The sequence below is a fragment of the uncultured Mobiluncus sp. genome, assembly GCF_963511525.1.
Lineage (GTDB): Bacteria > Actinomycetota > Actinomycetes > Actinomycetales > Actinomycetaceae > Mobiluncus.
The window spans coordinates 214,894-229,981 of the sequence record NZ_CAUPIY010000002.1; the positions used below are offsets into that span (position 1 = coordinate 214,894).

Below are 15,088 nucleotides of genomic sequence, written 5' to 3' on the forward strand. Positions count from 1 at the left end.
TACACCACTGATCGGCCGGGACGCTGGCCTTGACCGCCTCAATGTGTTGGCCACACCCTGTCCAAGTGGTCTTTCCGCAGTTCGCGCACTTTACTGGAGAGCACATATTTTCCCTTTCCTAAAGTTTTGGTTCATAGTCGACGGCAGCGCTACATTTCCAGCACCGCGCCGGGGTTATCGAAATAGTAGGCGAAAACCGTATTGACCCCGCCAGATAATACTTTAGCATTAATCCCCGTGGGTTCCAGAATTCGCTGGGCCAGCCAGGCGTTAGCCCCGCTGTCGTCGCTCAAGTACACGGTTTTCCCATCGGCCCAAGTCCGCACCTCATCGAGCCGCGAACGCAGTTCCGTCAAGGGAATGCACCTGGCGCCTTGCAAATGTCCGGCATTGAACTCGGGGACGGGGCGCACATCAAGGATTGGGGTGGCGGGGTCGAGGTGAGCCGCTTCCTCGGCGTACCACAGTTTCAGCCGGCCACGTAGCACATTTTCCGCCACGTAGCCCAGGAAATTGACCGGATCCTTCGCCGCGGAATACGGGGGCGCATACGCCAAATCCAAGTCAATCAAATCGGGGGCACTCAGCCCGGCCTTGAGAGCTGTGGCGATAACATCGATACGCTTATCCACTCCGTTGCCCCCGATTCCTTGAGCACCGAGGATCCTTCCGTCCGCTTCCGCGAAATGCAGCATCAGCTGCATCGGTTGGGCGCCGGGCAGGAAAGTGCCGTGGTCGGTGGGGTGGGTGTGAATAGTGCGGTAGGCGATGCCCCTCGCGTCCAGTTCGGCTCGGTTTGCCCCGGTCTGAGCCACAGTCATGGGTCCCACCCGGAAAATCGAGGTAGAGATGGGTTTGGGCAAGGGGCGGGCCGTTTCTGGGTCAGCGATGAAGTCGGCGATAAGCCGAGCCGCGCGGTTGGTCGGACCGGCCAGCGCAACCGGCCGCGCTTGTCCAGTCACCCCGGTCTGCTGCGTAACGGCGTCACCGCAGGCGAACACGTCAGGCAAACTGGTACGTCCGTGCTGATCAATTACCATAAAGCCTCGCTCATCAGCCTTGACCCCGGCTGCTACGAAAGGCTTGGTGGCGGGGATAACGCCCGCAGCCAGCACAATCAACCCCACCTCCAGGCGCTGCCCGTCTGACAGTTCCGCCAGATCGTGAGCGGGGAAATGTTGAATCTTGGTGACACGAGTTTTCGCGATGACGTTAATATTGAGCGATTGCAAGGCTCCGGTCACCAGGTTAGCCATCTCCAGGTCCAGCGGGGGCATGACATGGTCAGTGCCTTCCACGATAGTTGTGTTGATGCCGCGGTGAGCCAGAGCTTCCGCCGCTTCGATGCCGATGAATCCCCCGCCGATGACCAGCGCTGATTTTGCTGATTCAGCTAGGTCCACAATCTGTTGGGCATCATCTACGGTGCGCAGCGTGTGAACCCGCGGGGAATCCAAGCCCTCAATCGGGGGACGCGCAGCCCTCGCTCCGGGAGAAAGAATCAGCTTGTCGTAACGTTCCGTGAATTCTTGCCCGTCCGCGTCACGCACCTGCACGGTTTTCGCGTCCGCGTCCAGGCCGATGACCTCGTGGTTCACCCGCACATCCAGATTCAGTTTCGCTTTCAGGCTCTGGGGTGTGTTCAGCAGTAGGCTTTCCCGTGTGGGAATCTCCTGGCCGACATAAAAAGGCAAGCCGCAGTTGGAAAACGAGGGGTACGGCCCTTTTTCAAACACCACAATTTCGGCTGACTCGTCCAACCTGCGCATCCGCGCCGCGAAGGACAGGCCGCCCGCAACTCCGCCGACCACTACCAGTTTCATGACTTCTCCTGATTCTGCCGTTTTGACTTGGAAAGTTCCCTGGGAAGTGTCCCCGGCGAAGCTCCCCTAATACTATTAACATAGCATACCTTCGTGCACGGGGCTAAACTGACCATCCGCCCGCCGAGACGAGCCTGAACAACCCGCCCACCCGCGCTTGTGCGCGATTCTGAAGAACCGGCGAAAACGGCTAGAGCAGTGCAAACAGCAAGCCGAGCAAGCAGCCATAAGCCAGGGTGAGGAAACCGGTGTTGCGCAAAGCCACAATCAGAGCTTTGCCGGTCAGGTGTGTGCGCACCGGACGCATCGTTAACAAAGCCCCTAGCCACAGCAACAACTGCACCACAAAACCGCCGCTCCACTGGACGAAACCGCCGGGGAAGATTTCCGGCCACGGCACAAACAGCACCGCCAGCGACAACAGTAGAGCAACATAGATGAAAAGCTGATAAATACGCCGTGACCAGGCATCTCCCAAACGAACCGCCAGGGTAACTTTGCCGGATTTCTGGTCCGTGGGAATGTCGCGCAGATTATTGACCATCAGCAGTGCGCAGGATAGCAACCCCAAGCCGCTGGCCAGCGCCCAGGACTGCCACGGCAAGATTTGGGCCTGCACCCACAAGGTTCCCTGCACCGCCATCAGCCCGAAAAAGACAAAAACCAGCAGCTCAGACAAGCCCACCCCGGCGTAGCCATAAGGGTGCTTGCCTCCGGTATAGAACCAGGCAGCGGCGACTGCCGCCACTCCGGCGCCGATGAGCCACCACGACTGGGAGACGACGGCGACACTCAAGCCCACGATGCTGGCCAAAGCGAAACAGCTCAGCGCCACCGCCAAGACTTTGCGCGGATTTTCCCCGCCTCCGACCAGGCGCGGCGGACCAACGCGGTATTCGTCCGTGCCCCGAATCCCGTCGGAATAGTCGTTGGAAAAATTCACCCCGATTTGCAGTAGCAGTGCCACCGCTAAGCAACCCAAGGCCAACCAGGGATCCATCTTGCCCAGTCCGGCGGCAATGCCGGTGCCGAGCAGGACGGGTGCCGCCGAAGCCGGGAGAGTACGCAGCCGCGCTCCTTCAATCCAGGCTTGAGCAGTGGCCATCGGGGTTCCTTTCTTTGCGTTGCAATCGTTGCGGCACCGGGTTTCCGCGCGGTTTGCGCTTTCACGAGGTTCTTCGCCCAGCGGGTTTCGGCCGCAAATTGCCTTAAAAGTCTAACGCGGTTTTAACCTGAAATTAACCAGTTAATTTGTAACCCCGGGTGTGGGTTTCAAACTCGCGATTTTTCACATTCGGGGGTTGTGAGACGATGGAGTCATGGCGAAAGAAAAAACGGTTTACGTGTGCTCTAACTGCGGGGAGGAATGGCCCAAATGGGCTGGCCAATGCCGCGGTTGTGGCCAGTGGGGCACCCTGGAAGAAAACGTGGTCCTGGCGAAAAGTTCCGCCCGCGGGGGCGGTGGAACCGCGGTGCGCAGTTCCGGGGGATACGGGCGCCCGGCGTCCCCGGCCAAACCCATTGGCCAGTACTCCACCGAACGGGCGGTGCGCCTGCCCACCGGAGTGGGCGAATTCGATCGAGTCCTCAGCGGCGGTATTGTCCCCGGAGCGGTCATCTTGCTGGCTGGTGAGCCGGGAATCGGGAAGTCAACGCTGCTGTTAGAGGTCGCCGCCCGGATTGCCCAAGGCACGACCCCGCACTCGCCCGGTGCCAGTGGGAAAAGCGCCGGGCTACGCTTGGTTTCCTCCGATTCGCAACGCCACGACGCCCCAGACACTGAGGGTAAAACTGTCCTGTACCTCACCGGCGAGGAAACCGCCGAAGCGGTACTGTCCCGCGCAAAACGTATCGGTGGAGTGGCGGAAAACCTCTATCTGGCGGCTGAAACCCAGGTTTCACAGGCCCTGGCCCAAATCGAGACAATCAGCCCGGATCTAACCATCATCGACTCCATCCAGACCTTAACCGATCCCACTATGGACACGTCTATCGGCGGCCCAGCCCAGGTTCGCGAAGTCGCGGCCCGACTCATTGACGCGGCAAAGGGCCGTCACATGGCACTCGTCTTGGTGGGGCATGTTACCAAGGACGGGGCGGTGGCCGGCCCGCGCACTCTAGAACACCTGGTGGACGTGGTGTGCCAGTTTGAGGGCGAACGAACTGGGGAACTGCGGCTGTTGCGCGCGGTGAAAAACCGCTACGGCCCTACGGACGCGGTCGGTTTCTTTCAAATGGTCGAATCCGGCATCGAAGGCATCGAAGATCCCAGCGGCCTGTTCCTCAGCAAAACGGCCGAGCCGGTGCCCGGGGCCTGCGTCACCATGTCGCTGGAAGGCCGGCGCGCCTTGCCTATAGAGATAGAAGCCCTGGCCACCCCCATTGCGGGCGGTTCACCGCGACGCACGGTTTCCGGTCTGGATTATTCCCGCACCGCCATGATGCTGGCTGTCCTACAAGCTCGGCTGAAACTGCCTTTCGGCACCTTGGACGCTTACGTCTCCACAGTGGGCGGAGCCAGAGCGGTCGAGCCGGCAGTGGACTTGGCGGTTGCGCTCGCAGCGGCTTCAGCCGTGACGGGTCAGGTCATCGACCCTGGTCTGGTGGCTTTCGGGGAAGTTTCGTTGACCGGAGAAATCCGTTCCTGTACCTCGGTGTCTCGCCGAGTAGCAGAGGCGGCTCGACTGGGATTCACCGGCGCTATTGTGCCTGCCGCCGCCGCAGGGGGTCTTAAGGCTCCGCGAGGATTCAAGATTCAAGCTGCCGCGAACCTGCGAGAGGCGATGAGCCTTGCTCTACGTCGCGCCCCAGCCTCGCCTCCAGACCACGAAATCTGAGTTGCCCCGAAACGGAACTTTTCGCATGCCCGGTATGTCACAATAAATACACCCCGACTACCGAAAGGAACTGATATGAACCGAAAACATCTCATTGTCGCGGTTTGTGCTCTCGCCTTGACCGGCGCGTCTACCATCACCTGCACCGCCGCCAACGCTGAGGGCTACAACCAGCTCGCGGGCACTAACCGTTACGAAACTTCCGTGGCGATTTCCCGCCATGCCTACCCCACCTCAGCGGAAAATGTATACCTGGCGCGTGGCGACGTTTTAGCCGATGCTCTCTCAGCGGGGTCCCTGCCGGGAGGCCCGATTGTCCTGGTCAACCCGGTTGGCAGCAATGCTGCTGCCGCCCAGTATGTGTCCGCCTTGAAAGTCAGCGGCAAAGTCATTGCCTTGGGCGGGCCGGGCGTAGTTTCCGATACCACCCTAACCCAAGTCGCTGGGGATAAGCCTACCTCCCGAATCTTCGGAGCCAACCGCTATGAAACTTCAGCCAAGGTTGCCGCGGCCGCCTTCCCCAGCGGCGCAAAAGTGGCTTATATCGCCAACGGTGCCGGGGACGGCTCTCCCGACGCGGTAGCTGGTGGGGTTCTCACAGACGGTCCGGTCATTTTGGTCAATCCCAACGGAAATAATGCTTTTGCCGCCAATGCCATTAAGGCGCTCGGAGCCCAAAAAGTCATCGCCTTGGGCGGGCCGGGAGCCGTGTCCGCCGCGGTGCTTAGCGAAGTTTCCCAAGGGATAGCCACTGACCGTCTGCAGGGAGAGAACCGCTACGTCACCTCCCTGGCTATTGCCAACCACGCTTTCCCCGGTCACAAGGGAACCTTCTACGTGGCTCGCGGCGACGTGCTGGCTGATTCGGTTTCCGGGGGAGCACTCCAGGACGGTCCTATCATCCTGTCCCCCACCTCGTCTAACTCCGGGATAAATATCGCCTCCGGTTACGTTCATAACAACGCGGCTTCTCCCATTTTCTTGGGTGGGAGCATCTGGAATCCGCAGGTCATGCAGATGATTGCCAGCGGCACTGGATACACTCAGCCGGCTCAGCCGGCTCAGCCAGCCCAGCCGACTCAGCCAGCCCAACCGGCTCAGCCAGCGCAACCGAGTAATCCCGGCAATGCGGCAGCCTCGATGGAGCAAGCCGCCGCCCAAGAGGAAGCGGATATTTATGCCGGGATTAATGCCCGACGTGCCCAGGACGGTATCGCGCCTCTGACTCGCGATCCCGCTATGGATGCCATGGCCCGCGCCTGGTCGCAACATATGGCTCAAACCGGCGACTTTGAGCATTCCGACGGAGCCCCCAATGGCATCGACTCCATCCTTGGCAATCCGTGCCATATGGTAGGTGAAAACATTGACTGGCACATGGGGTACTTTCCCGCTGGCCAGGGCGGCGCCAAGCACGTCACCAACTGGATTCACTCACCGGGGCACTTCGCGAACCTGATAAACTCAGGCTTCACCACCACCGGTATCGGGGTGTGGTTCGACGGGCCGAATTCATCCTACGCGACCCAGATGTTTTGTCGGTAAAGGGATTCCTGAACAGCCAAAGCATCTGTAATCAACCACTTCTAACTTAATAAACTTTTTGGGGCTGGCGCGAGCCAGCCCCAAAAAGCATTAATCCCAAAACAGCGCCGAAAATGGCGGTTTCTCAGTCTGAGAACTCGATGGCCGTACCACCGCGAGACACGGCCTCGACACGACCCGTCTGAGAGTTGCGGCGGAACACGGCGTGAGAAACCCCCGCCAGCTCCTCGGCCAACATCGTCTTTGGCTCGATAAAGAACCCGGTGTCACCAGGCATAACACCGCCTGAAGGCATGTAGTAAACCTTGGTGTCACTGTTCAAATACAAGCCGCCTTCAACAACGCAGTCATCTCCCAGCGGAATCGCCAGACCGGAGTTTGCCCCCATGTGACAGTCCTTACCCAAGGACACGCGCTTGTGAATTCCCACCGCCAAAGTACCCGCGGTAGAAGCGCCGCCAGCCAAAGTCGTGCCTTCGTCCACCGTCACGCCCTGCGACAGCCGCCCCTCAATCCGAGCAGCCCCGAGGGTTCCCGCGTTGTAGTTCACGAATCCGGTGTAGCCAATCTCGGTGCCTGGATGCAGGTATGCCCCCAACCGCACGTTTTCAGTATTGGCAATCCGCACCCCGTCCGGAGTCACGTAGGTGGTCATCCGGGGAATCCGATCCACACAACGGATATTGGCGCCGATGCCGTACTTGGTCATCAGGCGCAGACGGGTTTCCTCGAAGTTTTCGTAATCACAAGCTCCGCGGCTGGTCCACGCCACCAGGTTTAGTTTGTCGAACAGGCCTTCCAAACTCAACGTGTTGGGTTTCACTATGCGCCACGACAGGGCGTGCAAACGCAAGTACCCATCAGGAGCGCTCTGGACATCGTCCTCCAAATCGGCGGTCACGGTAATGACCTTGTTAACGATCAGGCGGGCATCGTCCTTGCCCTCCAGGTGCGCCAGCTTCGCGGTCAGCTCTTTCGCCTTCGCCTCGTCCACGTCGCCCTCGAAAATGTAAGGGTACCAGGTGTCCAGCGACTTTCCGCTCTCAGTTTCGGCCGTCAGGCCGACACCCCAAACTTTCTTAACCATGTTTTTCCTTCTCTCTAAAATAATGTCAACAATTTTGCCTCGCCTCACCGCCTGCGCCGGAGCGCATTACGCGCCGCCGGTAAACAGGTCGGGTAGGGAGACGCAAAAAGCCGATTACCTGGCGGAACGGGAACGCAGGTTCTCGTAGTGGCGCTCGGTGTGGCCGATGTAAACCTGACGCGGGCGAGCAATCTTGGTCGCCGGGTCGGCAATCATTTCGCGATACTGGGCAATCCAGCCCGGCAGACGGCCCACCGCGAACAACGGGGTAAACATCTTCATCGGGAAGCCCATCGCGCGGTAAATCAAGCCAGTGTAAAAGTCCACGTTCGGGTAGAGGTTGCGGGAAACGAAGTAGTCGTCGCTCAGCGCGATGCCCTCCAGCTCCAGCGCCAAGTCCAGCAGCTTGTCGGCCTTGCCCAAACGGCTCAAAACTTCGTGGGCGGACTCTTTCACCAGGGCGGCGCGCGGGTCGTAAGCCTTGTACACACGGTGGCCGAAGCCCATCAGCTTGATGCCGTCTTCCTTGTTCTTAACCTTATCGACGAAGGTCTTAATCGACATGTCGGTGTCCCGCAACTGAATCAGCATCCGCAGCACTGCCTCGTTAGCCCCGCCGTGCAACGGACCGGCCAGGGCGCCCACCCCGGAAGCCACCGAAGTGTAAAGGTTCGCGTGAGAGGAGCCCACGAAACGCACCGTCGAGGTCGAGCAGTTCTGTTCGTGGTCAGCGTGCAAGATGAACAGACGATCCAAAGCGCGAACCATAGCCGGATCGATGTCGAAGGACTGGTAGGGCAGCCCGAAACACATCCGGATAAAGTCCTCGGTCAGGTCACGAGACGCATCCGGGTACAGCTGAGGCAGACCGGCGGCACGCTTAGCGATGGTCGCGACCATGACGGAAAGCTTGGCTATCAGCTGAATCGTGGCTTCTTCGAGCTGTTCGGGGTCGAGGGGGTTCAGAGTGTCCTCGTAGTAGGTCGCCAGACCGGCAACGCCCGCCTGGAGCATTGACATGGGGTGACCGTTGGAGGGGAAGGCCGTAAAGAAGGCCTTGAAGTCCTCGGGCAACAGGCGGTTGCGCTTGATTTTATGGGTGAAAGTTTCCAGGGACTTCGCGTCGGGCAGGTCGCCATAAATCAAGAGGTAAGCGACCTCCACGAAACTGGATTCACGAGCCAGTTCCTCGATCGGGTAACCGCGGTAACGTAGCACTCCTTTGGCGCCGTCAATGTATGTGACCTTGGATTCACAGTTGGCGGTGTTGCCAAAACCATAGTCCAAAGTGACGTTGCCAGTGGTACTCAACAGTTTGTTGATTTCAAGACCACTGTTGCCTTGCGTGGCTTGGTGGAAAGGGGTATCCAATCGCTTCTGGTCAGATTGAATAAAGTACTCTCCGTTTTTCTCACCCATGAGATTCCTCCTCGATTATTTTGATTTTCATATAAGCGCTGGTCCGGCAGCATTGCCAGGCTTGGGAGCTTTGGGACTTAAGTCCTTAGGAATATACTACTCCCGTTACCCGCGTTTCGTCCAATAGTTTCGACGTCAATAATTTAAATGAAAATCGCCAGACCCGTGCCTTATCGCACCGCTGCGTACCCCACGTCGAGGGTCATTCAGTAAGCCTGGCAAAAATTATGCCTGCCGGTGCAGAAATCAACCCTGGGGAGGCAGCGCGGCGACCATCGGGTCGTCCTTGTCGACCTTACCCACTACCGAAGCCCCTCCGGGAGTCGGGTTTTCAAAGTCAGCGAAGAAGTCCCGGTTTGCCCGCAAGAAGTCCGTCCACGGCGCAGGCAAGTCGTCTTCGTAATAGATCGCCTGGGGCGGACACACCGGCTCGCAAGCTCCACAATCCACACACTCCAGCGGGTTGATGTACAGGGTACGTTCGCCCTCATAAATGCAGTCGACCGGGCACTCGTCGACGCATGCCTTATCTTTCACATCCACACAAGGTTGAGCTATCACGTAAGTCATAGGTCTATCCTACCCCGTGTCGTCTCAGGTTCACCTGTCGGCTAGTCGTCTGTGTCTTGGGGCGGGGCAGCGTCTTCACTAGCTTGTTGAGCGGCTAGATCCTTCGCGCACACTACGGCATTATCCGGCGCGTAGGTGTGAGTATAAGTTTTGGAATCGACCTTTTTGCCATTTAGGTAGCGGGTTCGCGTGTTACTGATAGTAAAACCGGGCTGACCTGCGCCGGAGGGCACACACTTAGACCAATTGTTGACAGTAGTCTTGGGCTGTACATAGTTCGTCCGGGGACCTTGGGTTGACTCCACGGTGTAATACTTGGTGCCCCAGATACGCATATGCAACTGACCCTCGCCAGTCCACCCCTGCAGCACAACAGGAGTCGGGTTCGGGTTTTTCCACTTCAAATCCAGGGAACCGGTCCACAAGGTACACTCCCGCCCGGCCGGGTACCTGGTGAAATAAACTCCGTGAGGATTGAACTCAATCAAATCCATCCCCGCAAACCAAGCTGCATTCAGAGTCGTGACGCACATCTGAGACAGGCCACCGCCGAGGGCTTTGGTGTGCACGCCGTTTTCAAAAACTCCGGAGTAATGCCACCCGTTCTCGGCCGTAATCGGACCTAAGTCTCGCTCTAAGGAAAAGTCCTGCTTCGGCAAGTAAACTTTCCCCGTCAGAATTTGGGCGGCTTTGGTCAGGTTAGCAGTCCTGATGCCATCAGAAGTCAGCGGAGTGGCGAACTCACCAATAATCTCTGCCACCCCGGCTTTATTCGCGTCATCGGTGCTAAACGCCGGAGGAATCAGGGTCAAATCCACGCTCACCTCGCGGTTTTCCTCCGAAGTCGCTCCCAAAGTCACACGGTCGGCCAATTGTTTCGAATCAAGTTTCGTCCCGTCATGAGACGCCACCACCTGCGGGGATCCGGAAGCAAAACTGAAACTGGCATTGACCGGCTCGGTTTCTAAGCCCTTGGTGTTTTCCAAGGTGAACTTCTTTAGTTTCTCTCCGTCTAAACTGGCTTTCAGTTCATCATCGCGTAGGGACCAAGTTACGTCCTGACACAGTTCCACAGTTGGAATGTCCAGGCTTTGCCCGCCCACGTTGAGCTTCACCGGGGCGCTCATCAGGGTTTTCGCCTCACCTTTGGTGGCCGCGTCCAGATGCGTCTGAGTCGACTTCGGGGCACTAGACTTGCCGGGAAGTTCCAGGGGGCCGCCGGGTTTCCACCACGAGGTTTGCAGCAGGGCGGTGGCGGCTTTCAGGTCCAGATCCCGCCCCGGACCGGGCTTTACCGGCTTTAGCTGACCCGCCTGACAATTAAAACCGGCTTCCTGCGGCGGGGACTTTAGATCCGCGGCCGCCGCGGAAACGGCTTTATCCAGCGCTTTCTCGTCAATTTTCGATTTCAAGTCCAGCGCGCCGGCGCCACCGAGATGAGGGATAATCTTCATTGGGTTCAAGGAGAAATCGGCAACTTCATGCACGGAAGAGGCAAAATCGGGCTGCAGCCCCGCTACGGTCGGATCAATGTTCGCCGTCTTGGCGCCCAGTTTCACCGGGAAGGGTTGCTTCAGCTTGTCCCCCAAATCGGAATCGAGCTTCTTAATGGCTGCATTGGGGGTCATCCCCCCAACAGAAACCCCCGCAAAAGACGCCCCTCGGGGCATACTGCCCGACACGGCTAGTGCCACCCCCACGTAGGCCAAGGCCAAAACCCCAATAACCACACCGATAGTCACCGGAACCTTGCCGCTGCGTTTCTTGTCTTGTGCAAAACCGGGAAACATTTCGGTGGCGTTGGCAGCCCGCACCCCACCCGGCGCTTTTCCTGCCGGCTTTGCGGGGCGGGAAACGGGGCGGGAAACAAATTTGGGCCGGGCAGGACGCGACCCCTTGGGGGAGGCACCTGGCCCCGCACCTTTATTCACGTCTGGTTTACCCATCGATTCCCCTCGCGGTATCCGCTCTTGATTTATCCGCCGAGTTACTGCTCGCGGCGACGACGCGCCGCATCTTTGTAGCGTGTTTCCGTATCCAAGATTACCTTACGAATCCGCACAGCTTCGGGAGTTACCTCAACGCATTCATCATTTCCGGCAAATTCCAGGCTTTCCTCTAAGGTGAAGTTCATCGGCGGGGTCAGGCCTTCAAAAGCGTCCTGGGTGGAGGAACGCATGTTGGTCTGCTGTTTTTCCTTGGTAATGTTGACAATCATGTCCTCGCCGCGTGGGTTCTCGCCCACGACCTGGCCTTCATAAACCTGCGAGCCGGGCTGGATGATGAAGTTGCCGCGCTCCTGCAGTTTAATCATGGCGTAAGGACTGGCTTTCCCGGCGCGGTCCGCGATGAGCGAGCCGGTCGCGCGCCCTTCGATGTCGCCCTGCCACGGCGCCCACCCGGAACTGACCGAGGAGGCAATCCCGGTGCCGCGCGTCTCGGTCAAAAACCGGGTCCGAAAACCAATCAAACCGCGGCTCGGCACGGTAAATTCCAGACGCACCCAGCCGGTTCCGTGGTTGGTCATTGTCTTCATCTGACCTTTGCGCGCCGCCAGCAGCTGTGTCACCGTTCCCAAGTGTTCCTCCGGGACGTCCACGGTCAGGGCCTCCATCGGCTCCATCAGTTTGCCGTTTTCCGTTTTCGTCACGACCTGCGGTTTTCCGGCGGTCAGTTCGTAGCCTTCCCGGCGCATCTGTTCGACCAAGATTGCCAGAGCCAACTCGCCGCGCCCCTGTACCTCCCAGGCGTCCGGTCGCCCAATATCCACAATTCGCAAGGACACGTTACCCACCAGTTCTCGCTCCAAACGATCCTTGACCTGGCGAGCGGTAACTTTTGCGTCTTTCACCCGCCCAGCAAACGGCGAAGTGTTGATACCAATCGTCATGGAAATTGCCGGTTCGTCCACCCGAATCAGCGGCAGGGGACGCGGGTCGTCCACGTCAACCAAGGACTCTCCGATAGTGATGTCCTCGATGCCGGCCACCGCCACAATATCCCCGTATTTTGCCGACTCGGCGGGGACTCGTTCCAGGCCGTGCGTGGCCAGCAGCTGGGTAATCTTCACGGTTTCCACCATGCCGTCCTGACGAGCCCAGCCGACTGTCTGACCTTGCCGGATGGTTCCGTTGTGAATCCGCAGTAGCGCCAAACGGCCCAGGAATTGAGACGCGTCGAGGTTCGTGACGTGCGCCTGCAAGGGTGCCTCCGGATCATAGGTGGGTCCCGGAATATGCTGCAAAATGGCCTCAAACAGGCACTCCAGGTCACCGTCAGGGACGTTGCCGTTGCCGGGATTTGTCAGTGAGGCCGCCCCGACCTTGGCCGAAGCGTAGATAATCGGCAGATCCAGCAGCTGGTCCAGGTCCAAACCTTCCTCACCGAGTTCCCCGCTGGCTTCCAAGTCAGTGGCCAGCGTCAGCAACAGGTCAGTCGCCTCGGAAACGACTTCATCGATACGCGCATCGGGGCGGTCGACCTTATTGATGACCAACACGACCGGCAGACGCGCCGCCAACGCCTTGCGCAACACGAAACGAGTCTGGGGCAGGGGACCTTCTGACGCGTCCACCAGCAGCACGACCCCGTCAACCATCGACAGGCCGCGCTCGACTTCCCCGCCGAAATCAGCGTGACCAGGGGTATCGACCACGTTAATGGTGACGCCCTGGGGACATCCACTATCCACAGCTGCCGGACCGCGATAATTTACCGCTGTGTTTTTAGCCAGGATAGTGATGCCTTTTTCACGCTCCAAGTCGCCTGAATCCATGACCCGTTCCGGGCCGTCAGCCCGCAAGCCTTCGGCATGAGCCTGTTTCAACATGGCGTCGACCAGGGTCGTTTTCCCGTGATCAACGTGCGCGACGATGGCGACATTTCGGATATCTTGACGCTGTGCCATAAACCCTTTTCTGTAGTTACCGGTTTTCCAAAAACAACGCCCTATTGTAACGCCGCTTACTCGCCGGTGAACAACGGAATCTTGGCGCCGGGAATCGCGTCAATCAAATCCCTGGTGTAAGCCTCGGTCGGGTGATCAAAGATTTCATCAGTCAAACCGGTCTCCATGACCCGGCCTTCCTGCATCACCACCACGTCATCCGCCATCTGACGCACCACCGCCAAGTCGTGGGTGATGAACAGGTAACTGATGTGTTCCCGGTGCTGAATCTCAGCCAACAGCTGCAAAATTTGTTCCTGCACCAACACGTCCAAGGCGGAAACGGCCTCGTCCAAAACTATAATCTCGGGATGCAACGCCAACGCTCGGGCAATCGCGACGCGCTGACGCTGACCGCCGGACAGCTCTCCGGGGTAGCGGCGCATCGCCGAACGCGGCAGGGCTACCGCGTCCAACAGCTGAGCCACGCGCTCTTCACGAGCCTTCCGGTCGCCTTTCCGATGCACCAGCAGCGGTTCCTCGATACAGCGGTAAACGCTGAACATGGGATTGAGCGAACCGTAGGGGTTTTGGAAAACGACCTGCAGTTTCGCTCGCATATCGAACAGCTCGCGTTTGTTCAAGGTCGACAGGTCAGTACCTTCGTAATAAACCTTGCCCGAAGTGGGGTCCAGCAGGTTCAAAATGATGTTCGCCACAGTGGATTTCCCGGAACCGGATTCGCCCACCAGCGCCAAGGTCGTGCCTTTGCGCAGGCCAAAGGACACATCGTCGACTGCCTTGAGTTTCTTGGCCGCGCCTTTTGCTCCGCGCACGTCAAAAATCTTGGTCAGGTTCTCGACCCGAATAATTTCTTCCTTGTATTCCTCCCGGCTGGCTCCGAATGTCAGCAGCTCGTCAGAGACTTCGCCGCGTTGCTTAGCCGCTTGGATACGGTGCGAAGCCAGGGACGGCGCGGCACTGACCAGGCGCTTCGTGTAGGGGTGCTGCGGCTGTTTCAAGATGTCCAGAGCCGGGCCGGATTCCACCACGCGCCCCCTGTGCATGACGACCAGGTGCGAAGCCCGTTCCGCCGCCAGACCCAAGTCGTGCGTGATGAACAGTACCGAAGTGCCGCGCTCGTGCGTCTGATTCTGCAGGTGGTCAAGGATACGCCGCTGCACCGTGACATCCAGGGCGGAAGTCGGTTCATCGGCAATCAACAGCCGCGGATCGGCAGCCAGGCCAATCGCGATGAGGGCACGTTGGCGCATCCCGCCGGAAAATTCGTGGGGGAACTGCTTCGCACGGCGTTTCGCGTCCGGCAGCCCCGCTTCCTCCAGCAGTTCCACCACGCGCTCGTCCTCGCGACCTTTGGCTTTACCGTTAGCTCGCAGCGCTTCGCGCACCTGGAAACCGATTTTCCACACCGGGTTCAGGTTCGACATGGGGTCTTGCGGCACCATGCCGATATGCGAACCGCGCAGCTCAACGTATTGGCGCCGACCCAAACTGGTGATGTCGTGACCCTGGAACAGAATCTTGCCGCCCACGACCTTGCCCGTACCGGGGAGCAACCCGATGATGGCGGAGGCGGCCGTAGACTTGCCGGACCCGGACTCACCCACAATAGCGATGGTCTGGCCGGGATAGACACAGAAGTTGGCTTTGCGCACGGCGGGAACCATACCGGTAGAGGACTGGAAAGCGACTTCCAAATCGACGACTTCCAGCAAGGGTACGGTCGAGCCCGCTTTCACGGCCGCGTAAGATGCCGAACGCAGAATCAGCTCATCTTTGGTGGCTTCCATCTCGGCGGCGGTAGCCGGCTGATCAGCACCCTCCAGTTCCTGAGTTAATACCGGCATACCCGAGGCTTCGGCAGCGGCCTCGCTGAGGTTCTTTGCATTGTCACTCAACG

The 15,088-nt window shown here is 58.9% G+C and carries 10 protein-coding genes; 2 read left to right on the forward strand and 8 right to left on the reverse strand.

What is annotated here, in order from left to right:
- Positions 1-149: 149 nt before the first annotated feature.
- Both RQ935_RS02840 and RQ935_RS02845 read right to left on the reverse strand, forming a co-directional pair.
- Positions 150-1,823 carry an FAD-dependent oxidoreductase gene (locus RQ935_RS02840; protein ID WP_311497136.1) on the reverse strand — a complete coding sequence of 558 codons (1,674 nt, stop codon included), beginning with the start codon at positions 1,821-1,823 and terminating at the stop codon, positions 150-152.
- 190 nt (positions 1,824-2,013) lie between these two features.
- The gene (locus tag RQ935_RS02845) at positions 2,014-2,928 is read right to left on the reverse strand and encodes a 1,4-dihydroxy-2-naphthoate polyprenyltransferase (RefSeq protein WP_311497137.1); all 915 of its coding nucleotides are present in this window, start codon (positions 2,926-2,928) and stop codon (positions 2,014-2,016) included.
- A 214-nt stretch (positions 2,929-3,142) separates the two neighbouring features.
- Between RQ935_RS02845 and RQ935_RS02850 the strand changes: the two genes are divergently transcribed.
- Both RQ935_RS02850 and RQ935_RS02855 read left to right on the forward strand, forming a co-directional pair.
- Positions 3,143-4,660: an AAA family ATPase gene (locus RQ935_RS02850; RefSeq protein ID WP_311497138.1), complete on the forward strand. Its 1,518-nt coding sequence runs from the start codon at positions 3,143-3,145 to the stop codon at positions 4,658-4,660.
- A 75-nt stretch (positions 4,661-4,735) separates the two neighbouring features.
- Positions 4,736-6,205, forward strand: a complete 1,470-nt coding sequence (locus RQ935_RS02855; protein ID WP_311497139.1) for a cell wall-binding repeat-containing protein — start codon at positions 4,736-4,738, stop codon at positions 6,203-6,205.
- Between the two features lie 124 nt (positions 6,206-6,329).
- Here the strand turns inward: RQ935_RS02855 and RQ935_RS02860 are convergent, their stop codons facing one another.
- From RQ935_RS02860 to RQ935_RS02885, 6 genes are all read right to left on the reverse strand, one after another.
- On the reverse strand, positions 6,330-7,292 hold the full coding sequence (locus tag RQ935_RS02860; protein WP_299296377.1) for a DapH/DapD/GlmU-related protein: 963 nt from the start codon (positions 7,290-7,292) through the stop codon (positions 6,330-6,332).
- A 114-nt stretch (positions 7,293-7,406) separates the two neighbouring features.
- Positions 7,407-8,711: a citrate synthase gene (locus RQ935_RS02865; RefSeq protein WP_311497140.1), complete on the reverse strand. Its 1,305-nt coding sequence runs from the start codon at positions 8,709-8,711 to the stop codon at positions 7,407-7,409.
- Between the two features lie 246 nt (positions 8,712-8,957).
- A complete protein-coding gene (fdxA, locus tag RQ935_RS02870; protein ID WP_299296381.1) occupies positions 8,958-9,281 on the reverse strand; it encodes a ferredoxin in 324 nt (107 codons plus the stop codon).
- A gap of 41 nt (positions 9,282-9,322) precedes the next feature.
- Positions 9,323-11,227, reverse strand: coding sequence for a VanW family protein (locus RQ935_RS02875; RefSeq protein WP_311497141.1), 1,905 nt, complete (start codon positions 11,225-11,227; stop codon positions 9,323-9,325).
- Between the two features lie 41 nt (positions 11,228-11,268).
- Positions 11,269-13,188 carry a translational GTPase TypA gene (gene typA / locus RQ935_RS02880; protein WP_311497142.1) on the reverse strand — a complete coding sequence of 640 codons (1,920 nt, stop codon included), beginning with the start codon at positions 13,186-13,188 and terminating at the stop codon, positions 11,269-11,271.
- A gap of 56 nt (positions 13,189-13,244) precedes the next feature.
- On the reverse strand, positions 13,245-15,086 hold the full coding sequence (locus tag RQ935_RS02885) for an ABC transporter ATP-binding protein (protein ID WP_311497143.1): 1,842 nt from the start codon (positions 15,084-15,086) through the stop codon (positions 13,245-13,247).
- Between the last annotated feature and the right edge of the window lie 2 nt (positions 15,087-15,088).

Bases quoted from the DNA above. Each gene is read 5' to 3' on its own strand.
- RQ935_RS02845 (WP_311497137.1), bottom strand. From the start codon at position 2,928: ATGGCCACTGCTCAAGCCTGGATTGAAGGAGCGCGGCTGCGTACTCTC.
- RQ935_RS02850 (WP_311497138.1), top strand. From the start codon at position 3,143: ATGGCGAAAGAAAAAACGGTTTACGTGTGCTCTAACTGCGGGGAGGAA.
- RQ935_RS02875 (WP_311497141.1), bottom strand. From the start codon at position 11,227: ATGGGTAAACCAGACGTGAATAAAGGTGCGGGGCCAGGTGCCTCCCCC.
- RQ935_RS02855 (WP_311497139.1), top strand. From the start codon at position 4,736: ATGAACCGAAAACATCTCATTGTCGCGGTTTGTGCTCTCGCCTTGACC.
- fdxA (WP_299296381.1), bottom strand. From the start codon at position 9,281: ATGACTTACGTGATAGCTCAACCTTGTGTGGATGTGAAAGATAAGGCA.
- RQ935_RS02840 (WP_311497136.1), bottom strand. From the start codon at position 1,823: ATGAAACTGGTAGTGGTCGGCGGAGTTGCGGGCGGCCTGTCCTTCGCG.
- typA (WP_311497142.1), bottom strand. From the start codon at position 13,188: ATGGCACAGCGTCAAGATATCCGAAATGTCGCCATCGTCGCGCACGTT.
- RQ935_RS02860 (WP_299296377.1), bottom strand. From the start codon at position 7,292: ATGGTTAAGAAAGTTTGGGGTGTCGGCCTGACGGCCGAAACTGAGAGC.
- RQ935_RS02865 (WP_311497140.1), bottom strand. From the start codon at position 8,711: ATGGGTGAGAAAAACGGAGAGTACTTTATTCAATCTGACCAGAAGCGA.